This window comes from Stenotrophomonas sp. CASM114 (genome assembly GCF_049384325.1).
GTDB classification, from domain to species: domain Bacteria; phylum Pseudomonadota; class Gammaproteobacteria; order Xanthomonadales; family Xanthomonadaceae; genus Stenotrophomonas; species Stenotrophomonas muris.
Genome location: NZ_JBMRGJ010000003.1, coordinates 192,887 through 210,001, shown reverse-complemented (window position 1 = coordinate 210,001; position 17,115 = coordinate 192,887). Strand labels below are relative to the sequence as shown.

General features: G+C 67.1%; 15 protein-coding genes. 9 read left to right on the top strand and 6 right to left on the bottom strand.

Annotation, left to right across the window (positions count from 1 at the left end; all coding sequences use genetic code 11):
• Positions 1-175: 175 nt before the first annotated feature.
• From dnaE to VG566_RS05510, 3 genes are all read left to right on the top strand, one after another.
• Positions 176-3,766 (top strand): DNA polymerase III subunit alpha, encoded by a 3,591-nt coding sequence (gene dnaE, locus VG566_RS05520; protein ID WP_014646489.1) that lies wholly within the window; start codon positions 176-178, stop codon positions 3,764-3,766.
• A 64-nt stretch (positions 3,767-3,830) separates the two neighbouring features.
• The gene (locus tag VG566_RS05515) at positions 3,831-4,700 is read left to right on the top strand and encodes a hypothetical protein (protein ID WP_014646488.1); all 870 of its coding nucleotides are present in this window, start codon (positions 3,831-3,833) and stop codon (positions 4,698-4,700) included.
• Positions 4,701-4,813: 113 nt separating this feature from the next.
• A complete protein-coding gene (locus VG566_RS05510; protein WP_241884173.1) occupies positions 4,814-5,773 on the top strand; it encodes an acetyl-CoA carboxylase carboxyltransferase subunit alpha in 960 nt (319 codons plus the stop codon).
• A gap of 139 nt (positions 5,774-5,912) precedes the next feature.
• On the opposite strand, the gene VG566_RS05505 is transcribed toward VG566_RS05510, so the two are convergent.
• On the bottom strand, positions 5,913-6,368 hold the full coding sequence (locus VG566_RS05505; protein ID WP_014646486.1) for a CopD family protein: 456 nt from the start codon (positions 6,366-6,368) through the stop codon (positions 5,913-5,915).
• 149 nt (positions 6,369-6,517) lie between these two features.
• Between VG566_RS05505 and VG566_RS05500 the strand changes: the two genes are divergently transcribed.
• On the top strand, positions 6,518-7,108 hold the full coding sequence (locus VG566_RS05500; RefSeq protein WP_032956833.1) for a class I SAM-dependent DNA methyltransferase: 591 nt from the start codon (positions 6,518-6,520) through the stop codon (positions 7,106-7,108).
• Between the two features lie 93 nt (positions 7,109-7,201).
• Positions 7,202-8,509: a polyhydroxyalkanoate depolymerase gene (locus VG566_RS05495; RefSeq protein WP_142234457.1), complete on the top strand. Its 1,308-nt coding sequence runs from the start codon at positions 7,202-7,204 to the stop codon at positions 8,507-8,509.
• A 110-nt stretch (positions 8,510-8,619) separates the two neighbouring features.
• Here the strand turns inward: VG566_RS05495 and VG566_RS05490 are convergent, their stop codons facing one another.
• Together VG566_RS05490 and VG566_RS05485 are read right to left on the bottom strand one after the other, a co-directional pair.
• Positions 8,620-9,609: a sensor domain-containing protein gene (locus VG566_RS05490; protein WP_014646483.1), complete on the bottom strand. Its 990-nt coding sequence runs from the start codon at positions 9,607-9,609 to the stop codon at positions 8,620-8,622.
• Positions 9,606-9,971 (bottom strand): PadR family transcriptional regulator, encoded by a 366-nt coding sequence (locus tag VG566_RS05485; protein ID WP_004150914.1) that lies wholly within the window; start codon positions 9,969-9,971, stop codon positions 9,606-9,608. The genes VG566_RS05490 and VG566_RS05485 overlap by 4 nt, the downstream gene beginning before the upstream one ends.
• 136 nt (positions 9,972-10,107) lie before the next feature.
• Here VG566_RS05485 and VG566_RS05480 point away from each other — a divergent pair, with 136 nt between their 5' ends.
• A complete protein-coding gene (locus VG566_RS05480) occupies positions 10,108-11,010 on the top strand; it encodes a peptidylprolyl isomerase (protein ID WP_241884172.1) in 903 nt (300 codons plus the stop codon).
• Between the two features lie 588 nt (positions 11,011-11,598).
• Here VG566_RS05480 and VG566_RS05475 read toward each other — a convergent pair.
• Positions 11,599-12,471 (bottom strand): DMT family transporter, encoded by an 873-nt coding sequence (locus tag VG566_RS05475; RefSeq protein ID WP_423172603.1) that lies wholly within the window; start codon positions 12,469-12,471, stop codon positions 11,599-11,601.
• A gap of 115 nt (positions 12,472-12,586) precedes the next feature.
• Between VG566_RS05475 and VG566_RS05470 the strand changes: the two genes are divergently transcribed.
• Both VG566_RS05470 and VG566_RS05465 read left to right on the top strand, forming a co-directional pair.
• On the top strand, positions 12,587-13,531 hold the full coding sequence (locus VG566_RS05470) for a LysR substrate-binding domain-containing protein (RefSeq protein WP_014646480.1): 945 nt from the start codon (positions 12,587-12,589) through the stop codon (positions 13,529-13,531).
• A gap of 68 nt (positions 13,532-13,599) precedes the next feature.
• Positions 13,600-13,893: a hypothetical protein gene (locus tag VG566_RS05465; RefSeq protein WP_005408721.1), complete on the top strand. Its 294-nt coding sequence runs from the start codon at positions 13,600-13,602 to the stop codon at positions 13,891-13,893.
• Positions 13,894-13,924: 31 nt separating this feature from the next.
• Here the strand turns inward: VG566_RS05465 and VG566_RS05460 are convergent, their stop codons facing one another.
• Positions 13,925-14,740 (bottom strand): DUF4349 domain-containing protein, encoded by an 816-nt coding sequence (locus tag VG566_RS05460; protein WP_032956827.1) that lies wholly within the window; start codon positions 14,738-14,740, stop codon positions 13,925-13,927.
• The gene (locus VG566_RS05455; RefSeq protein ID WP_241884171.1) at positions 14,737-15,093 is read right to left on the bottom strand and encodes a GFA family protein; all 357 of its coding nucleotides are present in this window, start codon (positions 15,091-15,093) and stop codon (positions 14,737-14,739) included. Before VG566_RS05455 ends, VG566_RS05460 begins: the two co-directional genes overlap by 4 nt.
• A gap of 112 nt (positions 15,094-15,205) precedes the next feature.
• Between VG566_RS05455 and VG566_RS05450 the strand changes: the two genes are divergently transcribed.
• Positions 15,206-17,014 carry a DUF885 domain-containing protein gene (locus tag VG566_RS05450; RefSeq protein WP_241884170.1) on the top strand — a complete coding sequence of 603 codons (1,809 nt, stop codon included), beginning with the start codon at positions 15,206-15,208 and terminating at the stop codon, positions 17,012-17,014.
• The last annotated feature ends 101 nt before the right edge of the window (positions 17,015-17,115 follow it).

Genomic DNA, 17,115 nt, shown 5'->3' with positions numbered 1-17,115 from the left:
GGCTCTACAGAAGGCGGCCTCCCGCACGCCTGAATCCGGCGCCACGCCGTGCCCCTGTCAAGCCTTGTGGCAACCCCCTGCCCTCGCTACCCTGACCGGGCATTCCAGCGCTTCCCGACCCCGGCGACGATCGTCCGTCAGCACCCGGGGCCCGCGCGCTCCAACCTGGTCCGGCATGTCCAACTCCCGCTTCGTACATCTCCACGTCCACACCGAGTTCTCGCTGGCGGACTCCACCATCCGTGTGCCGGCCAAACCGGACCAGGCGGACCCGAAGAAGGCCAAGCAGGCCAACCTGCTGTCGCGCTCGGTCGAACTCGGCCTGCCCGCGCTGGCGGTGACCGACCTCAACAACCTGTTCGCCCTGGTCAAGTTCTACAAGGCCGCCGAAGGCGTGGGCATCAAGCCGATCGCCGGTGCCGACGTGCTGATCGCCGAGGAAGGCCAGGACCCGTGGCGGATGACCCTGCTGTGCCGCGACCGCGAGGGTTACCTGAGCCTGTCGCGGCTGCTGACCCGCGCCTGGATGGAAGGCCATCGCCCCGAGGGCGGCGTGGCCGTGCACCCGGACTGGCTGAAGGCCGGCAACGCCAACCTGTTCGCATTGGCCGGGCGGCAGAGCCTGGCCGGGCGCCTGGCGCTGGACGGCAAGCATGAACTGGCCGAGCAGCAGCTGGCCGACTGGCAGCGCGTGTTCGGCGATGGCCTGCACCTGGAGCTGACCCGCACCGGCCGCGAGGGCGAGGAAACCTTCAACCAGTTCGCGCTGATGGCCGCCGGCCAGCGTGGCCTGCCGGTGGTGGCCAGCAACGACGTGCGCTTCCTGTCGCCGTCGGACTTCAGCGCGCACGAAGCGCGCGTGTGCATTTCCACCGGCCGCGTGCTGGACGACCCCAAGCGCCCGCGCGAATACAGCGACCAGCAGTACCTGAAGTCGGCCGAGGAGATGTGCGCGCTGTTCGCCGACATCCCCGATGCGATCGACAACACGCTGGCGCTGGCCGAGCGCTGCAACATCGAGATGCGGCTGGGCACCTACTTCCTGCCCAACTACCCGGTGCCGGACGACGAGACGCTGGACACCTGGATCCAGAAGATGTCGCGCGATGGCCTGGAAGAGCGCCTGGAGAAGAATCCGCTGGCGCCGGGCAAGACCCGCGAAGAGTATTTCGAGCGCCTGGAATTCGAGCTCAACACCATCATCAAGATGGGCTTCCCGGGCTACTTCCTGATCGTGGCCGACTTCATCCAGTGGGGCAAGAACCAGGGTATTCCGATCGGCCCCGGCCGTGGTTCGGGTGCCGGTTCGCTGGTGGCGTGGGCGCTGAAGATCACCGATCTGGACCCGCTGCCGTACAACCTGCTGTTCGAGCGCTTCCTGAACCCGGAACGCGTGTCGATGCCCGACTTCGACATCGACTTCTGCATGGACCGCCGCGACGAGGTGATCGACTACGTCGCCCGCAAGTACGGGCGCGAGCGCGTCAGCCAGATCATCACCTACGGCACCATGGCCGCCAAGGCGGTGGTGCGCGACTCCGGCCGCGTGCTCGGCTTCCCGTACGGCCTGGTCGACGGCGTCTCCAAGCTGATCCCGAACATTCTGGGCATCCACCTGAAAGATGCGCTGGGCAAGGGCAAGGAAGGCCCGAGCTCTGAGATGGCGTCGGCCGAACTGATCCAGCGCTACGAGACCGAGGACGATGTCCGCGACCTGATCGACCTGGCGCTGCAGCTGGAAGACCTGACCCGCAACGCCGGCAAGCACGCCGGTGGCGTGGTGATCGGGCCCGAGCCGCTGAGCGAGTTCTGCCCGCTGTACGCCGAACACGACGAGAACGGCCTCGGCAAGAACCCGGTCACCCAGTTCGACAAGAACGACGTGGAAGAAGTGGGCCTGGTGAAGTTCGACTTCCTGGGCCTGCGCACGCTGACCATCATCGACTGGGCGGTGAAGGCGATCAACAAGCGCCATGAGCGCGCCGGCATCCCGCCGGTGGACATCGCCGCGATCCCGCTGGACGACACGCCCACCTACAGGGACATCTTCGCCAACGGCAATACCGGCGCGGTGTTCCAGTTCGAATCCTCGGGCATGCGCCGCCTGCTGAAGGATGCGCGCCCCGACCGTTTCGAAGACCTGATCGCGCTGGTGTCGCTGTACCGCCCCGGCCCGATGGACCTGATTCCCTCCTTCAATGCGCGTAAGCACGGCCAGGAAGAGATCATCTATCCCGATCCGCGCACCGAAGCCATCCTGAAGGACACCTACGGCATCATGGTGTACCAGGAGCAGGTCATGCAGATGGCGCAGATCGTCGGCGGCTACTCGCTGGGCGGCGCCGACCTGCTGCGCCGCGCGATGGGCAAGAAGGTACCGGCCGAAATGGCCAAGCACCGCGAGATCTTCCGCGAAGGTGCAGCCAAGGGCGGCGTCGATGGCCCCAAGGCCGACGAAATCTTCGACCTGATGGAGAAGTTCGCCGGCTACGGCTTCAACAAGTCGCACGCCGCTGCCTACGCGCTGGTCAGCTACCAGACCGCCTGGCTGAAACGCCATTACCCGGCTGAGTTCATGGCGGCCACGCTGTCGTCCGATCTGGACAACACCGACAAAGTGGTCGGCTTCCTCGACGAGGTGCGCAACCTCGGCCTGACCGTGCTGCCGCCCAAGGTGAACCAGTCGGCCTTCATGTTCGAAGCGGTGACGCCGGACACCATCCAGTACGGCCTTGGGGCGATCAAGGGCGTCGGCCAGGGTGCCTGCGAGGCGGTGGTCGAGGAGCGGCTGAAGGGCGGCCCGTTCAAGGACCTGCTCGACTTCTGCACGCGCGTTGGTTCGGCCAAGCTCAACAGGCGCACGCTGGAAGCGATGATCAACTGTGGTGCGTTGGACGAGCTCGGCCGCAACCGTGCCTCGCTGATGCTGCAGCTGCCGGAGGTGATCAAGGCTACCGACCAGATGGCCCGCGAGCGGGCTTCGGGACAGAACTCGCTGTTCGGTGGCCCGGACCCGAGCGCGACCACGATCCAGCTGGACCTGCCCGAAGCCGAGGAGTGGCCGCTGCTGCAGCGCCTGAACGGCGAGCGCGACACGCTGGGCTTCTATCTCAGTGGCCACCCGTTCGATCCCTGGCGCGACGATGTGCGCGACCTGGTCGGCAATGACCTGGGTTCGGTGGAGAAGATCTGGAGCGCCAACAGCGGTGGTGGCGGCGGCGGCGAAAAGCGCTGGCGCCCGGAAGTGCAGACGGTGCTGGCCGGCCAGGTGGTCGGCGTGCGCCGCAAGGGCGAAAGCCAGATCTTCATCCAGCTTGAGGACGGACGTGGCCGCGTCGAGTGCAGCGCGTTCTCCGACGCGATGGCCGAGTTCGGCCACCTGATGACCAAGGACCGCATCCTGGTGGTCAAGGGCGGCCTGCGCGAGGACGAGTTCAACGGCGGCTTCGCGCTGCGCATCCGCCAGTGCTGGGACTTCGATGAGGTCTGCGCCAACTACGCCACGCGGCTGTCGCTGCGCCTGGACCTGCGCCAGCAGCGCCCGGTCTGGGAGCGCATCGATGCGCTGCTCGACCGCCATCGCCCGGGACGGACGCCACTGCGCCTTGACCTGCTGCTGAAGGGGCCGCACGGCGGCGTCGCCGGCATGCTCGATGTGTCCGGGCAGAGCGCGGTACGCATCGATTCCAAGCTGATGGAGGCGCTGCGCGCCGACCCGGCCGTGCGCACGCTCAAGGTGCGCTACAGCCCGCCATGGGCCAGCTGAGGCTGGCTCCCTGGCTGTGCTGTCTCCCCTGTTTCCCCGTTCCAAGTATCAAGGACGATTGCCGATGAAGACCCTGCTGTTCCCGTTCGCTGCCGCACTGGCCCTGGCCGCCTGCTCCCCGTCGAAGATCGAGTTCCAGATCGACAACCCGACCGACACGCCGCTGGCGTTGAGCATCGACGGCCAGGACCTGCCGGTGGCCGCACAGGGCTCGCGCCCGGTCTCGCTCGCTGTCGGCGAGCATCGCCTGCATACCGACAAGCTCGGTGATGTGCGCTTCATCGTCTACGTCGACGGTCGTGGCGGGCTGATCAATCCGACCCTCAGCGAGTATGTGATCGCCCGCGAGATCTACGTCACCGACGAGAGCAAGGTGAAGAACTTCGGCGTCGGCAACAGCGGTATCCAGCTCGGCGGCGTCGACTTCGAAGGCCCGTTCGAGAAGCGCCACGACCTGTTCATCGACAAGACCTGGACCTACGGCGTGCGCGAACCCTTCCCCAAGGAAAAGGTGGTGGCCCACGTTGATTCCAGCGGCGGCCAGATCGTGGCCAAGGTGTTCACCGCTCCCGACTTCATCGCTTACGTGGAAGAAGGCATGGGCGAGCCCGGCGCGTTCAAGCGCGAACAACCAGGTGGCTACGTGGCCCCGGCCTACAGCCTGGAACCGGCCCCGGCCAGCCTGCCGGCGCTGGTGCCGGCCTTCGAGGCCCACGCCGCGCCCCTGCGCGAGGTCTACGCGCGCTGGCTGAAGGCCACCACCGCCGATGAACAGAAGGCCCTGCGCAAGCAGGATTTCGCCGCGCAGATGGCCTTCACCTCGGCCACTGCCACCCTGGGCAGCGGCCTTGGCCGGGAAGCCAACGAGGCCTACAACGACTTCGTCTCCCAGCGCAGCCAGTTGATGGGCCGCAGCGCCCTGGTGGTGCCCTGAGCTGACTGGCGCCCCCCGCCCGGCTGCGCTACCGTCGCCTTCCAGACGAAGGCGTACGGGTGGTTTGCACGCATTCGGCTAGAATTCCCCCCTTCTTTACACGACGGCTTCCGATGAATCCGAACTACCTCGACTTCGAGCAACCCATCGCCGACCTGGAAGCCAAGATCCAGGAGCTGCGCAACGCCAGTGCCGGGCCGGCGGTCAATGTCGAGGCGGAAGTGCACGCGCTGCAGGACAAGCTGCGCCTGCGCACCGCGCAGATCTTCCGCAACCTGACCTCGTGGCAGGTGCTGCAACTGGCCCGCCACCCGTCGCGCCCGTACACCGCCGACTACCTCCGCGTCATGTTCGATGAGTTCCAGGAGCTGGCCGGTGACCGCGCCTTCGCCGACGACAAGGCGATCATGGGCGGCCTGGCCCGCATCAATGGCCGCGCGGTAATGGTGATCGGCCACCAGAAGGGCCGCGACACCAAGGAAAAGATCAAGCGCAACTTCGGCATGCCCAAGCCGGAGGGTTACCGCAAGGCACTGCGCCTGATGAAGATGGCCGAGCGCTTCGGCCTGCCGGTGCTGACCCTGATCGACACCGCCGGCGCCTGGCCGGGCATCGACGCCGAGTCGCGCGGCCAGTCCGAAGCGATCGCGCGCAACCTGATCGAGATGGCCGAGCTGAAGGTGCCGATCATCTGCACCGTGATCGGTGAAGGCGGCTCCGGCGGTGCGTTGGCACTGGGTGTGGGCGACCGCACCGTGATGCTGGAATACGCGGTGTACTCGACCATCACCCCGGAAGGCTGCGCCTCGATCCTGTGGAAGGACGCGGGCAAGGCCAAGGAAGCGGCCGAACAGCTGGGCCTGACCGCGCCGCGCCTGAAGAGCCTGGGCCTGGTCGACAAGGTCGTGCGCGAGCCGACCGGTGGCGCCCACCGCAACCCGACGCAGATGGCCAAGCGCCTGAAGGCCGTGCTGCTGAACGAACTGGACGCGCTGGACAAGCTGTCCACCGAACAGCTGCTGGAGCAGCGCTACGCGCGCCTGCGCAGTTACGGCACGTACGAAGCAGCCTAAGCCCGGTAGTGCCGGCCGCTGGCCGGCAACACGAGGTGATTGCAGAAATGAAAGAGCCGGGCATTTGCCCGGCTCCTTCGTTTGCGCCCTGACAGCATCCACGCATGGCGTGGATCTACCGGACGCAGGTGACCCCGCCTCAGAACGGCTTGGCCAGCACCAGCCACACGATCGGAATGAACGCCAGCAGCGGGATCTCGTTGATCCAGCGCAGCGCGCGCGACGACGGCAGCGCCCGGCCCTTGGCCACGCCCTTGAGCAGGCGGCCGGTCCAGCCGAAGTACACCAGCAGCACCACCACCAGCCCCAGCTTGGCGTGCAGCCAGCCGGCAGCTCCCGGCGCCACCATGGTCGGGAAATCGGGGATGACCTTGTAGCCCAGCCACAGCACCAGGCCGAGCAGGAACGCCAGGCCGAACATCGAGTGGCCGAAGCGGTACAGGCGCAGGCCCATCAGCTGCAGGCGCTCGGTCACCGCCGGCTGGCCCGCGGTCTCGGCCAGGTTCACCAGGATGCGCGGCAGGTAGAACACCGTGGCCATCCACGCCACCACGAACACGATGTGGAAGGTCTTGACCCAGTAGTAGCTCTGCATGCGCTCGCTCCGGCGGCTGGCGTAGGTTGGCGGCCATTCTCGCATGCCGTGGCGAAGCCGCCGCAGGCACGCGCGCCGCGACACATCGACGCATGGCGCGCCGCAACACCGTACGATAGGCGCCGTTTTCCCCGATCGCGCACCGCCCCATGGACAAGACCTACGACGCCGCCTACTTCCAACGCTGGTACCGCCGTGCCGACATCGGCGGCAGCGCCCGCCTGGCGCGCAAGGTGGCGTTGGCCGTGGCCAGCGCCGAGTACTACCTGGAGCGGCCGATCCGCAGCGTGCTGGATATCGGCTGCGGTGAAGGCGCCTGGCGCGCGCCGCTGCTGAAGCTGCGTCCGAAGGTCGAATATCTCGGCTTCGACAGCAGCGAGTACGCTGTGCGCCGCTACGGCAGGACCCGCAACCTGCACCTGGCCCGCTTCGGCGACTTCGCCTGGCTGCGGCCCTGTGCCCCGGTTGACCTGCTGGTGTGTTCGGACGTGATGCACTACGTGCCCGACCGCGAGCTGCGTGCAGGACTGGCCGGCGTGGCCGAGCTGACCGGCGGCGTGGCCTTCCTGGAGACCTTCGCCGCCGAGGACGCGTTCGAAGGCGACCACGACGGCTTCCAGGCCCGACCGGCGCGCTGGTACCGCCGCACGCTGGCCGGCCAGGGCCTGCAGCCGGTAGGGTCGCACTGCTGGCTCGGCCCCGCCCTGGCAGGCGATGCGGCCGCGCTGGAACGGATGTGAATCCGGATTCATTATTTTCAGCCGGCTTAACCTGCGGGACACCCGGATGGGATATGCTGCGCGGCAACATATGACCATACATATTCGGTCGTCATGCTCTATCAACTGCACGAACTGACCCGCAACCTGCTCGCCCCCTGGGTGCACCAGGCCCAGGCCAACGCCAGGTTCTTCGCCAACCAGGGCCACTGGTGGTCGCAGATGCCCGGTGCTGATCGCCTGGCGGCGGTCAATGAACTCTTCCACCGCATCGGCAAGGATTACGAGAAGCCCGAGTGGGGCATCAACGAAATCGACGTCGATGGCGAGCGCGTGCCGATCGTCGTGCACGAGGAAGTGAGCAAGCCGTTCTGCAAGCTGCTGCGCTTCAAGCGCCACAGCAATGAAGCCGACCAGTTGCACACCATGCTCAACCAGCCGTTCGTGCTGGTGGTAGCGCCGCTGTCCGGCCACCACGCCACGCTGCTGCGCGACACCGTGCGCACGCTGCTGCGCGACCACCGCGTGTACGTCACCGACTGGGTCGACGCGCGCATGGTGCCGGCCAGCGAAGGCGAGTTCGGGTTGGATGACTACATCGCCTACATCCAGGAGTTCATCCGCCACCTCGGCGTGGAACGCCTGCACGTGGTGAGCGTGTGCCAGCCGACCGTACCGGTGCTGGCCGCGGTTTCACTGATGGCCAGCCGTGGTGAACCGACGCCGCGCACGCTGGTGATGATGGGTGGCCCGATCGATGCGCGCTGCAGCCCGACCGCAGTGAACAACCTGGCCACGCAGAACCCGCTGTCGTGGTTCGAGAACAACGTCATCCACACCGTGCCGGCCAGCTATCCGGGTGCCGGCCGCCGCGTGTACCCGGGCTTCCTGCAGCACGCCGGCTTCCTGTCGATGAACCCGAGCCGCCACTTCAGCTCGCACTGGGATTTCTACACCGACCTGGTCAAGGGCGACCTGGAAGACGCCGACGCGCACCGTCGTTTCTACGACGAGTACAACGCGGTGCTGGACATGCCGGCCAAGTACTACCTCGATACCATCCGCGTGGTGTTCCAGGACTTCCTGCTGCCGCGTGGCGAGTGGGTGGTCAACGGCGAGAAGGTCGATCCGTCGGCGATCCGCGATACCGCGCTGCTGAGCATCGAAGGCGAGCTGGACGACATCGCCGGCCTTGGTCAGACCGAGGCCGCGCAGGCGCTGTGCACCGGCATCACTGCGGACCGCCGTGAGCATTTCATCGTCGAAGGTGCCGGCCACTACGGCATCTTCAGCGGCCGTCGCTGGCGCGAGGTGGTGTACCCGAAGGTGCGCGACTTCTTCGCCGCGCATGCCGAAGCCCCGGCGGCGAAGGCCGCGAAGAAGAAGAGCAACGTCACCCCGTTGCGGCGCAAGGCGGGGTAATGCCCCGCCCGGGGTCGGATCCCTTTCCAACGGAAAGGGCTCTGACCCCAGCATGATGGGATCCGGGGTCAGAGCCCTGTTCTGCGAACAGGGATCCGACCCCTGGCCTGTTACAACCGCACCAGCAGGTTCTTGGCAATCAGCCCATGCAGCTTGCCGATGCCGCGTGCCAGGTGCATCGTCAGCACCAGCAGCAGTGCGCCCGCCGCAGCAACCGCGATCGCCACCAGCGGCGAGGCCGCCATCGGCAGCACATTCACGTCGTTGATGTACACGCCGGGGATGTCACCACTGAAGATCGCCGCGACCGGCGCCCAGATCAGGCTCAGCGACAGCGACAGCAGCGTCACCGCGATGGTGAAGTAGATCACGCCCAGCGGCAGCATCAGCACGAAGTACAGCAGCGTCAGCCAGGTACGGCCATCGGTGAACATGTCGCCGATGCGCTGCAGCCAGGTGCGGCTGCGGTCGGTGTAACGCGGGCGGCGCGGCATGCGCTCGCCCAGCAGCGCTTCCACCAGCCGTCCTTCCAGCAGCGCCAGCCCGCGCACCGAGCCGAAGAACAGCACGGTCAGCGGAATGCCGATGATCAGGATCAGCAGGCCCAGCGACAATGACAGGCCGGTCACCACCCAGGTGAAGAAGAAGATGCCGGTGGCCAGCGACAGCAGCATGTAGAACAGCGCACCGTAGGTGTGCGGATCGGTCACCACGCCGAAGAAGCGCGCCAGCAGCGAACGCTGCACCGGCGCCTGCGGCGGTGAGGCCGGCTCGACGCCACTGGCTTCCGCCGCTGCACGCAGCACCGGCGCGGTATCCGCACGCGGCGTACGCAGCGCGCGGTTCACCGTCACTTCGGTCTCGCGGTAGATGTCGGCCACTTCATCCGGCGCGCCATAGCTGCCGGCAACGTCGGCGATCACCTCGGCCTCGCTGCGGCCGGGCTGCGCCGCCAGCTCCGAGCGCAGGTATTCCTCGGCGTCGTACAGCGCGTCCTGCACCATCGCCGGATCGGCACCTTCCAGCGCCGCGCGCAGCTGCGCCAGGTACTGCGGGATGGTCGTGGGCAGGGCGCGGCCTGCCAGGCTCGGGTCGTTCATTGCGGTACCCCCTCCAACACGGAATCGACGGAATCGCGGGTGGCCTGCCAGGCCTGGCGCCACTGCGCCAGCACCTCGCGGCCACGTTCGTTGATGCGGTAGTAGCGCCGCGGCGGCCCGCTGCTGGAAGGTTCCACATGGCTTTCCAGCAGGCCGGCGCCCTCCAGGTTGCGCAGTACCGGGTACAGCGCGCTCTGCTTGCCGCTCAGCACGCCCTCGCCCACCCGCTCCAGCTCCTTGGCAATGAGGTAGCCGTACAGCGGCTCCCCGGCCCGGGCCAGCACCGCCAGCAGGGCCAGCGACACCGTTCCGGCGCTGAGCTCCTTCTGGAACTTCTTCAGGTGGACATCGTCCTCGGACATGACCGGCCCTCCACTACGTTGAAGTCCACAGTAGTGCGAAGTTCGGTATAGCGAATGTGTCGTTAGTCATCGTGCCGGTTGGCGAGACCAGGCCGCTCGCGCAGAATCGAAGCCTCGTTCATGTTCCGGGGTTCCCATGCCGCACCGTCGTCGCCTTGCCCTGACCGCCCTCGCCCTGGCCTGCCTGTTGCCCGCCATGGCCAGCGCGGCCTCGCCTTACCGCAGCCCGCAGCAGATCCTGGACGCTTCGGCCGCCAGCGACTGGCGCACCCCGGACCCGGCCAACCTGCTGTACATGGACCTGCCGGCCGGACGGGTGATCATCGAGCTGGCGCCGCAGTTCGCCCCGCGCCATGTCGCCAACATCCAGACCTTCGCCCACGAGCACTTCTGGGACAGCACCAGCATCTACCGCTCGCAGGACAACTTCGTGGTGCAGTTCGGCGATGCCGACGCCGATGACGCTGCCAAGGCCAAGCCGTTCGGCAGCGCCGCGCGCAAGCTGCCGGCCGAGTTCGAACGCGCCAGCGCCGGCCTGAAGGTCAGCGTGCTGCCGGATCGCGATGGCTGGGCCGCGCAGACCGGTTTTGTCGACGGCTTCCCGGTCGGCCAGGACCCGCAGGCCGGCAAGGCCTGGCTGGCACATTGCTACGGCATGCTGGGCGCGGGCCGCAGCAACGAGGAAGACAGCAGCATCGGTGCCGAACTGTACGTGGTGACCGGACAGTCGCCGCGCCAGCTGGACCGCAACATCACCCTGGTCGGTCGCGTGCTGAAGGGCATGGAACTGCTCAGCGCGACGCCGCGCGGGCCGGCGCCGATGGGCTTCTACACCGACCCGACACTGCGCACGCCGATCGTGTCGATCCGCCGCGCCAGCGACGTGCCGGCAGCCGAGCGCACGCCGATCCAGGTACTGCGTACCGACTCGAAGACCTTCGCCGATACGGTGGAGGCGCGGCGCAACCGCGTGGATGATTTCTACAAGCGTCCGGCCGGGCATATCGATCTGTGCAATATTCCGGTGCCGGTGCGCTGATGGTTTCCTGCGCGTGACGCGTGCTGAAGGTGCTTCACTGTTCATGGGCGTTACTTTTCTTTGTACGCAAAGAAAAGTAACCAAAAGAAACGCGCCGCCAGGTCGCGAGCCGCCGTGTTTCGCACGTCGGTCCCCTGCGCTTCTCGGTGAATCAGGGGACGGTGTGCACAAGGCAGCCGACTAGCAGTCGGCTCTACAGGACATCGGCACCTCTTCGCCCCTGATTCCCCTGCGATGCTCGGGTCGCTCAAGGCGGACCCAGTTCAAAGGCCACAGCTGCACCCAGAAGATCCACGCAATGCGTGGATGCTTTTGCTGTTGATCTTGACCTTCCAGTCCGCCTTGAGCGAGCCGAGCACCGCAGGTCTGGCGAGGGCGAAGAGGCGCGGGTGTCTGAGCGCAGCGAGTTCCCGCGCCGTCCCTCGACGGGCCGAGGAGCGCAGGGCACCGGTGCGCAGCACCGGCTCGCGGCCTGGCGGCGTGTTTCTTTGGTTACTTTCTTTGCACGAGCAAAGAAAGTGACACCTCTCCGCAGGCGCGGAAAAGAGCTGCCGGGCAGCGCCCGGCACTACCAGTGCGTCGGCGCGCTCAGCCCTTCTGACTCACCGCCACGCTCCCCAGAATCAACACACCGGCAATCAACATCTGCAACGTCACCGGCTCACCCAGGAACAACCACGCAAACGCCGCACCGAACAGCGGAATCAGGTAGGTCACCGTCGACGCCCGCGACGGGCCGATACGACCGATCAGGCGGTAGAACATCAGGAACGCCAGCCCGGTGCAGGCCACGCCCAAGGCAATCGCCGCGCCCCACGCCTTCAGTGGAATCGCCGCCTGCGGCCAGTGGGTCACCGCCATCGGCAGCATCCACAGCGAGGCACACGACAGCGTTGCAGCAGCGGCCGCCGCCGAGGGCAGGCCGGTCATGTGCCGCTTCACCAGGTTCACGCCCAGGCCGTACAGCAGCGAGGCCGCCGCACCAGCCAGCACTGCAGTGCCGATGCTCAGGCCCGAGACTTTGGCCGTGGCCAGTACCACCACGCCGGCGAAGCCGACCAGCAACGCGCCCGCGCGGCGCATGCCGATCTTCTCGCCGAAGAACAGGAAGGCGATCAGCGCGGCAAACAGCACGGTCATCGCATTGCAGATGGCGCCGATCGCCGCAGGGGCTCGCTCGGCCGCGTAGGCGAACAGCACGAACGGCAGCGCCGAGTTGATCAGCCCGATCGGTGCCAGCCACAGCCAGCGCCGCGGTGGGAACTGCGCGCGGGCACGCCACAGGAACGGCAGCAGCACCAGCGCGCCCAGCACCAGCCGCACCTCGACCAGCGCGAACGGGCCGAACGACGGCACCGCCCCCCGCATGAACAGGAACGAGCAGCCCCAGATGGCGCCCAGCAGGGTCAATTCCAGCGGTGTGCGCCAGTCGCGCTCGGCTGCCTGTGGGACCGCATTCATGCCTCGCCTCCGTCCATCGTCAATTCCTCGTCAAGGCAGACAGGATCGGGCGCAGACGCCTGCCGCACAAGCGCGTAGTATCGCTGCCAGCCACAAATATGGTTTGAGGCTCGACATGCAGCTACGCCCTTCCCTGCTCCCCGCACTGGCCGTGTTCGCGGTCGCCGCGCGCCACCAGAACTTCGCCCAGGCCGCGCAGGAGCTGCACCTGACCGCCAGCGCGGTCAGCCACCATGTGCGCCGGCTGGAAGAAGTGCTGGAAGTACGCCTGTTCCTGCGCCACGCCCGCGGCGTGCGCCTGACCGCCGAGGGCCGGCAACTGGCCGACGCCGCCAGCGCCGCCTTCACCGATGTTGCGGCCGTCGCCCATCACCTGCAGCCGGATGCCGACAGCGTGCCGTTGCGGATCACCACGCTGCGCTCGCTCTCCTACTGCTGGCTGCTGCCACGGCTGCCGCGCTTCACCCAGGCCCATCCGCACATCCGCATCGAGCTGCACACCGGCAGCGGCCTGGATCGCTACGACGACAATGGGCCGGAAGTCGGCATCCGCTACGGTCTGGGCCAGTGGCCGGGCCTGCGTGCGCAGCACCTGATGGACGACTACCTGTTCCCGGTGGCCTCGCCGGCGCTGGCCGGGGTCGAAGCACTGGTCGATCCGGCGCGCATCGCCGACCTGCCGCTGCTGACCGACCTGTCGCCGCAGGGCTGGCGCGACTGGTTCCGTCATGCCGGCGTGCGCCCGCCCTCGCCGCTGCCGCCGATGCACACCTTCGCCGACAGCACCGATGCGATGCGTGCAGCGGTGTACGGCATGGGCGCGGTGCTGGCACGTACCCACATCGCGCAGCCCTACCTGCAGCGCTACGAGGTGGTACGCCTGCCCGGCCCGGCGCTGAAGGCGCGCTATGCGTATCACGTGGTGCACGCCGAAGGACAACCGCCGAGCCCGGCCGCACGCCTGTTCATCGACTGGTTGCTGGAGCAGGCGCAGGACGAACGCACGCCGATTCCCGCATTGCCGGACAGCCTGCTCGGACGCCCGGCCACACGCGCCTGACTGCGCCCTCACCCGTTCTTTGCCCGGCGCTGGCTAGGCTGCAGGCAACTCCACAACGTACCTACGCCATGGCCATGCTGCGACTGCGCATCACCGGAACCGAAGACGACGCCCGCGCCATCAGCGACCTGCTGCTCGGCCTGGAGGGCATCGAACATGTCGAGGAAACCGACGACCTGATGCCGCACATGGACGACGACGATTCCAGTTCGGCCGGGCTGTCCGATGACATCGGCCCGGGCATCCACGAGCTGGAAGTGGAAGTCGGCAATGAAAGCACCGCGCAGAAGGTGCGCGACGCGGTGCAGGAACTGGCGCTGGAGCTGGATGTGTTCGTCGAGTACGAGACCGACGAGGGCTGACGCCGGCTCCCTGCCGGCATCAGCCGTCACCTCAGCGGGTGGGCGGCAGCGTGCGACGGCGGCGACGCCACCACGCCCGCACACCCCAGGCCACGACCAGGGCCAGCACACCCACCGGCAGCAACGCGGCGACGGCGCGGATCAGGAACGCAATGCTGCCGCTGAGGATGCTGCCCGACTCGCTCAGCGCCTCGCCGATCTCGCTGCGGCTGCGCTGGCCCGAGGTGGTGTCGAAGTGGATCGTCACCAGCTGGGTATCGATGCGCCGACGCTGCTGTGCGGCATCCTTGTTGGCCTGCTCGACGCCTGCTTCGATCTCCGACAGCCGCGTGGTGATCGCCATCAGGTCCTCGATCTTCAGGTCCTTGCGGTCCTGGTAGGACAACAGCCGCGCGTGTTCCTTCTCCAGCCGGGACTTGGTCAGCGCGGTGTCCGCTACTTCCTGCGCGAGGTCCTCCGCGCGCGTGTTGCGCGACTGCAGCGTGCCGCCCTCACCGGCCATCGCGATCAGCGGCTCGGTGCCCTTCGGCGCGATGCGCACCTTCACTTCACCGCTGGGCTGCTCGCCGCCGCGCTGGTCGACCTGCAACACTGCACAGTCGCCGAACTTCGCGCTCTGGCAGGCCTGGGCGATCTGCTGGATGCGCGGTGCGATCTGCGCCGCCTCCAGCTGCACCTGCACGTCATGTTCGTAGGCCAGGAATGCGCCTTCCGGCGAAGCAACAGCGGCATCGGCCGCGGTCGCGCCCGCCTCTGCAGCGCGCTCACCGTTCTTGGCGCAGGCTGCCAGTGCCAACAGCAGCACCGGCACTGCCAGCGTGCGCGTCCACGCGCACAGCGGCCTCACAGCGCGGCTCCGTTGTAGGAGGTCACCGAAAGACCGGCCAGATCGACCTGCGGCACGCAGCGAACGTTCACCGCCACCATCGGTGTGCCGGTACGCGGATCGACCGCTTCGCTGTAGGGGGCGATACCGCATTGGCGGCAGTGGTGGTGGTCGATATGCGCCTTGTTGAAGTGGTAGGTGGCAACGTCAGCCGGATCGGTGGCCAGCTGGAACGCCTCGCGCGGGGCGAACCACAGCAGGCTGCCGCGACGGCGGCACATCGAGCAGTTGCAGTCGATGACGTCGCTGATCGGCGCCTCGGCCTGTACGGTGAATGCGATCCTGCCGCAATGGCAGCTTCCCTGGTATTCCATGTCCTGCGCTCCTTTGGAGGGTCCTTGAAACCGTCCATGGTAATCCTATGGCACGGGGACAAAGCAGCGACGGGGCCCTATGCTCAGGGTTTGACCCAGTACAGGAATGCCGATGCGCCCGCATCTTCTTGCCCTCGCCCTGGTCGCTGCGCTGGCCGGTTGCCAGCCTGCCGACGCCCCGACCAACGCTTCCACCCCGGCCACCAGCCAGCAGGCCGGTGACGCGGCGGTCGATGCCGCCTTCGCCGATCTGTCCAAGCGCGCCCTGGACACCTGGATGCAGCTGTCGCCGGTCAGCGCCACCCAGGTCGGTGACCACCGCTACGACAGCGAACTGGACGACCTGAGCGCCGCTGGCCAGCAGAAGACCGTGGCCGCCTACAAGGCGCTGCTGGGCGAGCTGGACAAGATCGAGGTGGCCAAGCTGGGCCGCGAGAACCAGGTGGACGCGGCGATCCTGCGCAACCAGCTGCAGTCGGAAATCTGGAACGCCGAAGTGCTCCAGTCCGGCAAGTGGGACCCGCAGCTGTACAACGGCATCGCCGGCAGCGCGATCTATGGCCTGATGGCCCGCGAGTTCGCGCCGCTGCCGGAACGCCTGAAGTCGGCGACCGCGCGCATGGAAAAGCTGCCGGCGATCTTCGCCCAGGCACGCGAGAACCTGGATCCGGCCCGCGTTCCGAAGATCCATGCCGAGACGGTGGCCAAGCAGAACAAGGGCATCCTCAGCATCGTCGATACCTTCATCACCCCGCACATCGGCGAACTGCCGCAGGCCGACCAGCAGCGCCTGCAGGCCGCCATCGACGGCCTGAAGAAGGCCGTGGACGAGCAGCAGACCTGGCTGGACAAGACCCTGGTGCCGAACGCCAAGGGCGACTTCCGCATTGGTGCGGAAAAGTACGACCAGAAGCTGAAGTTCGCGCTGAGCTCCTCGCTGTCGCGCCGGGAGATCGGTGAGCGTGCACGCGCCGAACTCAAGCGCGTGCGCGAGGACATGTACGGCATCGCGCAGACCGTACTGAAGGACAAGCCGGGTGCGCCGGAGATGCCGGCCCAGCCGACCGACGAGCAGCAGCAGAAGGCGATCGAGGCCGCACTGGAACTGGCCTACGCCGACAAGCCGGCGCGCGACAAGGTGGTCGATGATGCCAAGGCCGCGCTGGAGCAGTCCACCGCGTTCGTGCGCGAGCACGACCTGGTGACCCTGCCCGACGCGCCGGTGGACATCATCCTGATGCCGGAATTCCAGCGTGGCGTGGCCGTGGCCTACTGCGATTCTCCGGGCCCGCTGGACAAGAACCTGAAGACCTTCTACGCCGTGTCGCCGATTCCGGACGACTGGAACGAGAAGCACGTCGACTCGTTCCTGCGTGAATACAACTCGCGCATGATCCACCTGCTGAGCATCCACGAAGGCACCCCGGGCCATTACCTGGAAGGCTGGCACTCGGCCAAGTTCCCCTCCACCCTGCGTGCGGTGCTGCGTTCGGGCCTGTTCGCCGAAGGCTGGGCGGTCTACACCGAGCGCATGATGCAGGAGCAGGGCTACCTCGACAACGACCCGCTGTTCCACCTGGTGCAGCTGAAGTTCTACCTGCGCACGATCTCCAACGCGATCCTCGACCAGGGCGTGCACGTGGACAACTGGGATCGCGAGAAGGCGATGCACCTGATGACCCACGACGCGTTCCAGCAGGAAAGCGAAGCGGCCGGCAAGTGGGTGCGCGCGCAGCTGACCTCGGCGCAGCTGCCGACCTACTTCGTGGGTGCGCAGGAACACTTCGACACCCGCAAGGCGGTGCAGGAAAAGCTGGGCGACAAGTTCAACCTGAAGGCGTACCACGACCAGGTACTGTCCTACGGCGCACCGCCGGTGCGTTTCGCACGCCAGCTGATGCTGGACCAGCCGATCGAGTGATCGAACCGGTGTGAGGTGAAACGGAGCGGCCCGGGCAAACCCGGGCCGTTCTGTTTGTGCAGCATCGCCACGCCATCGCCGCATCACATGCCGGCAACATG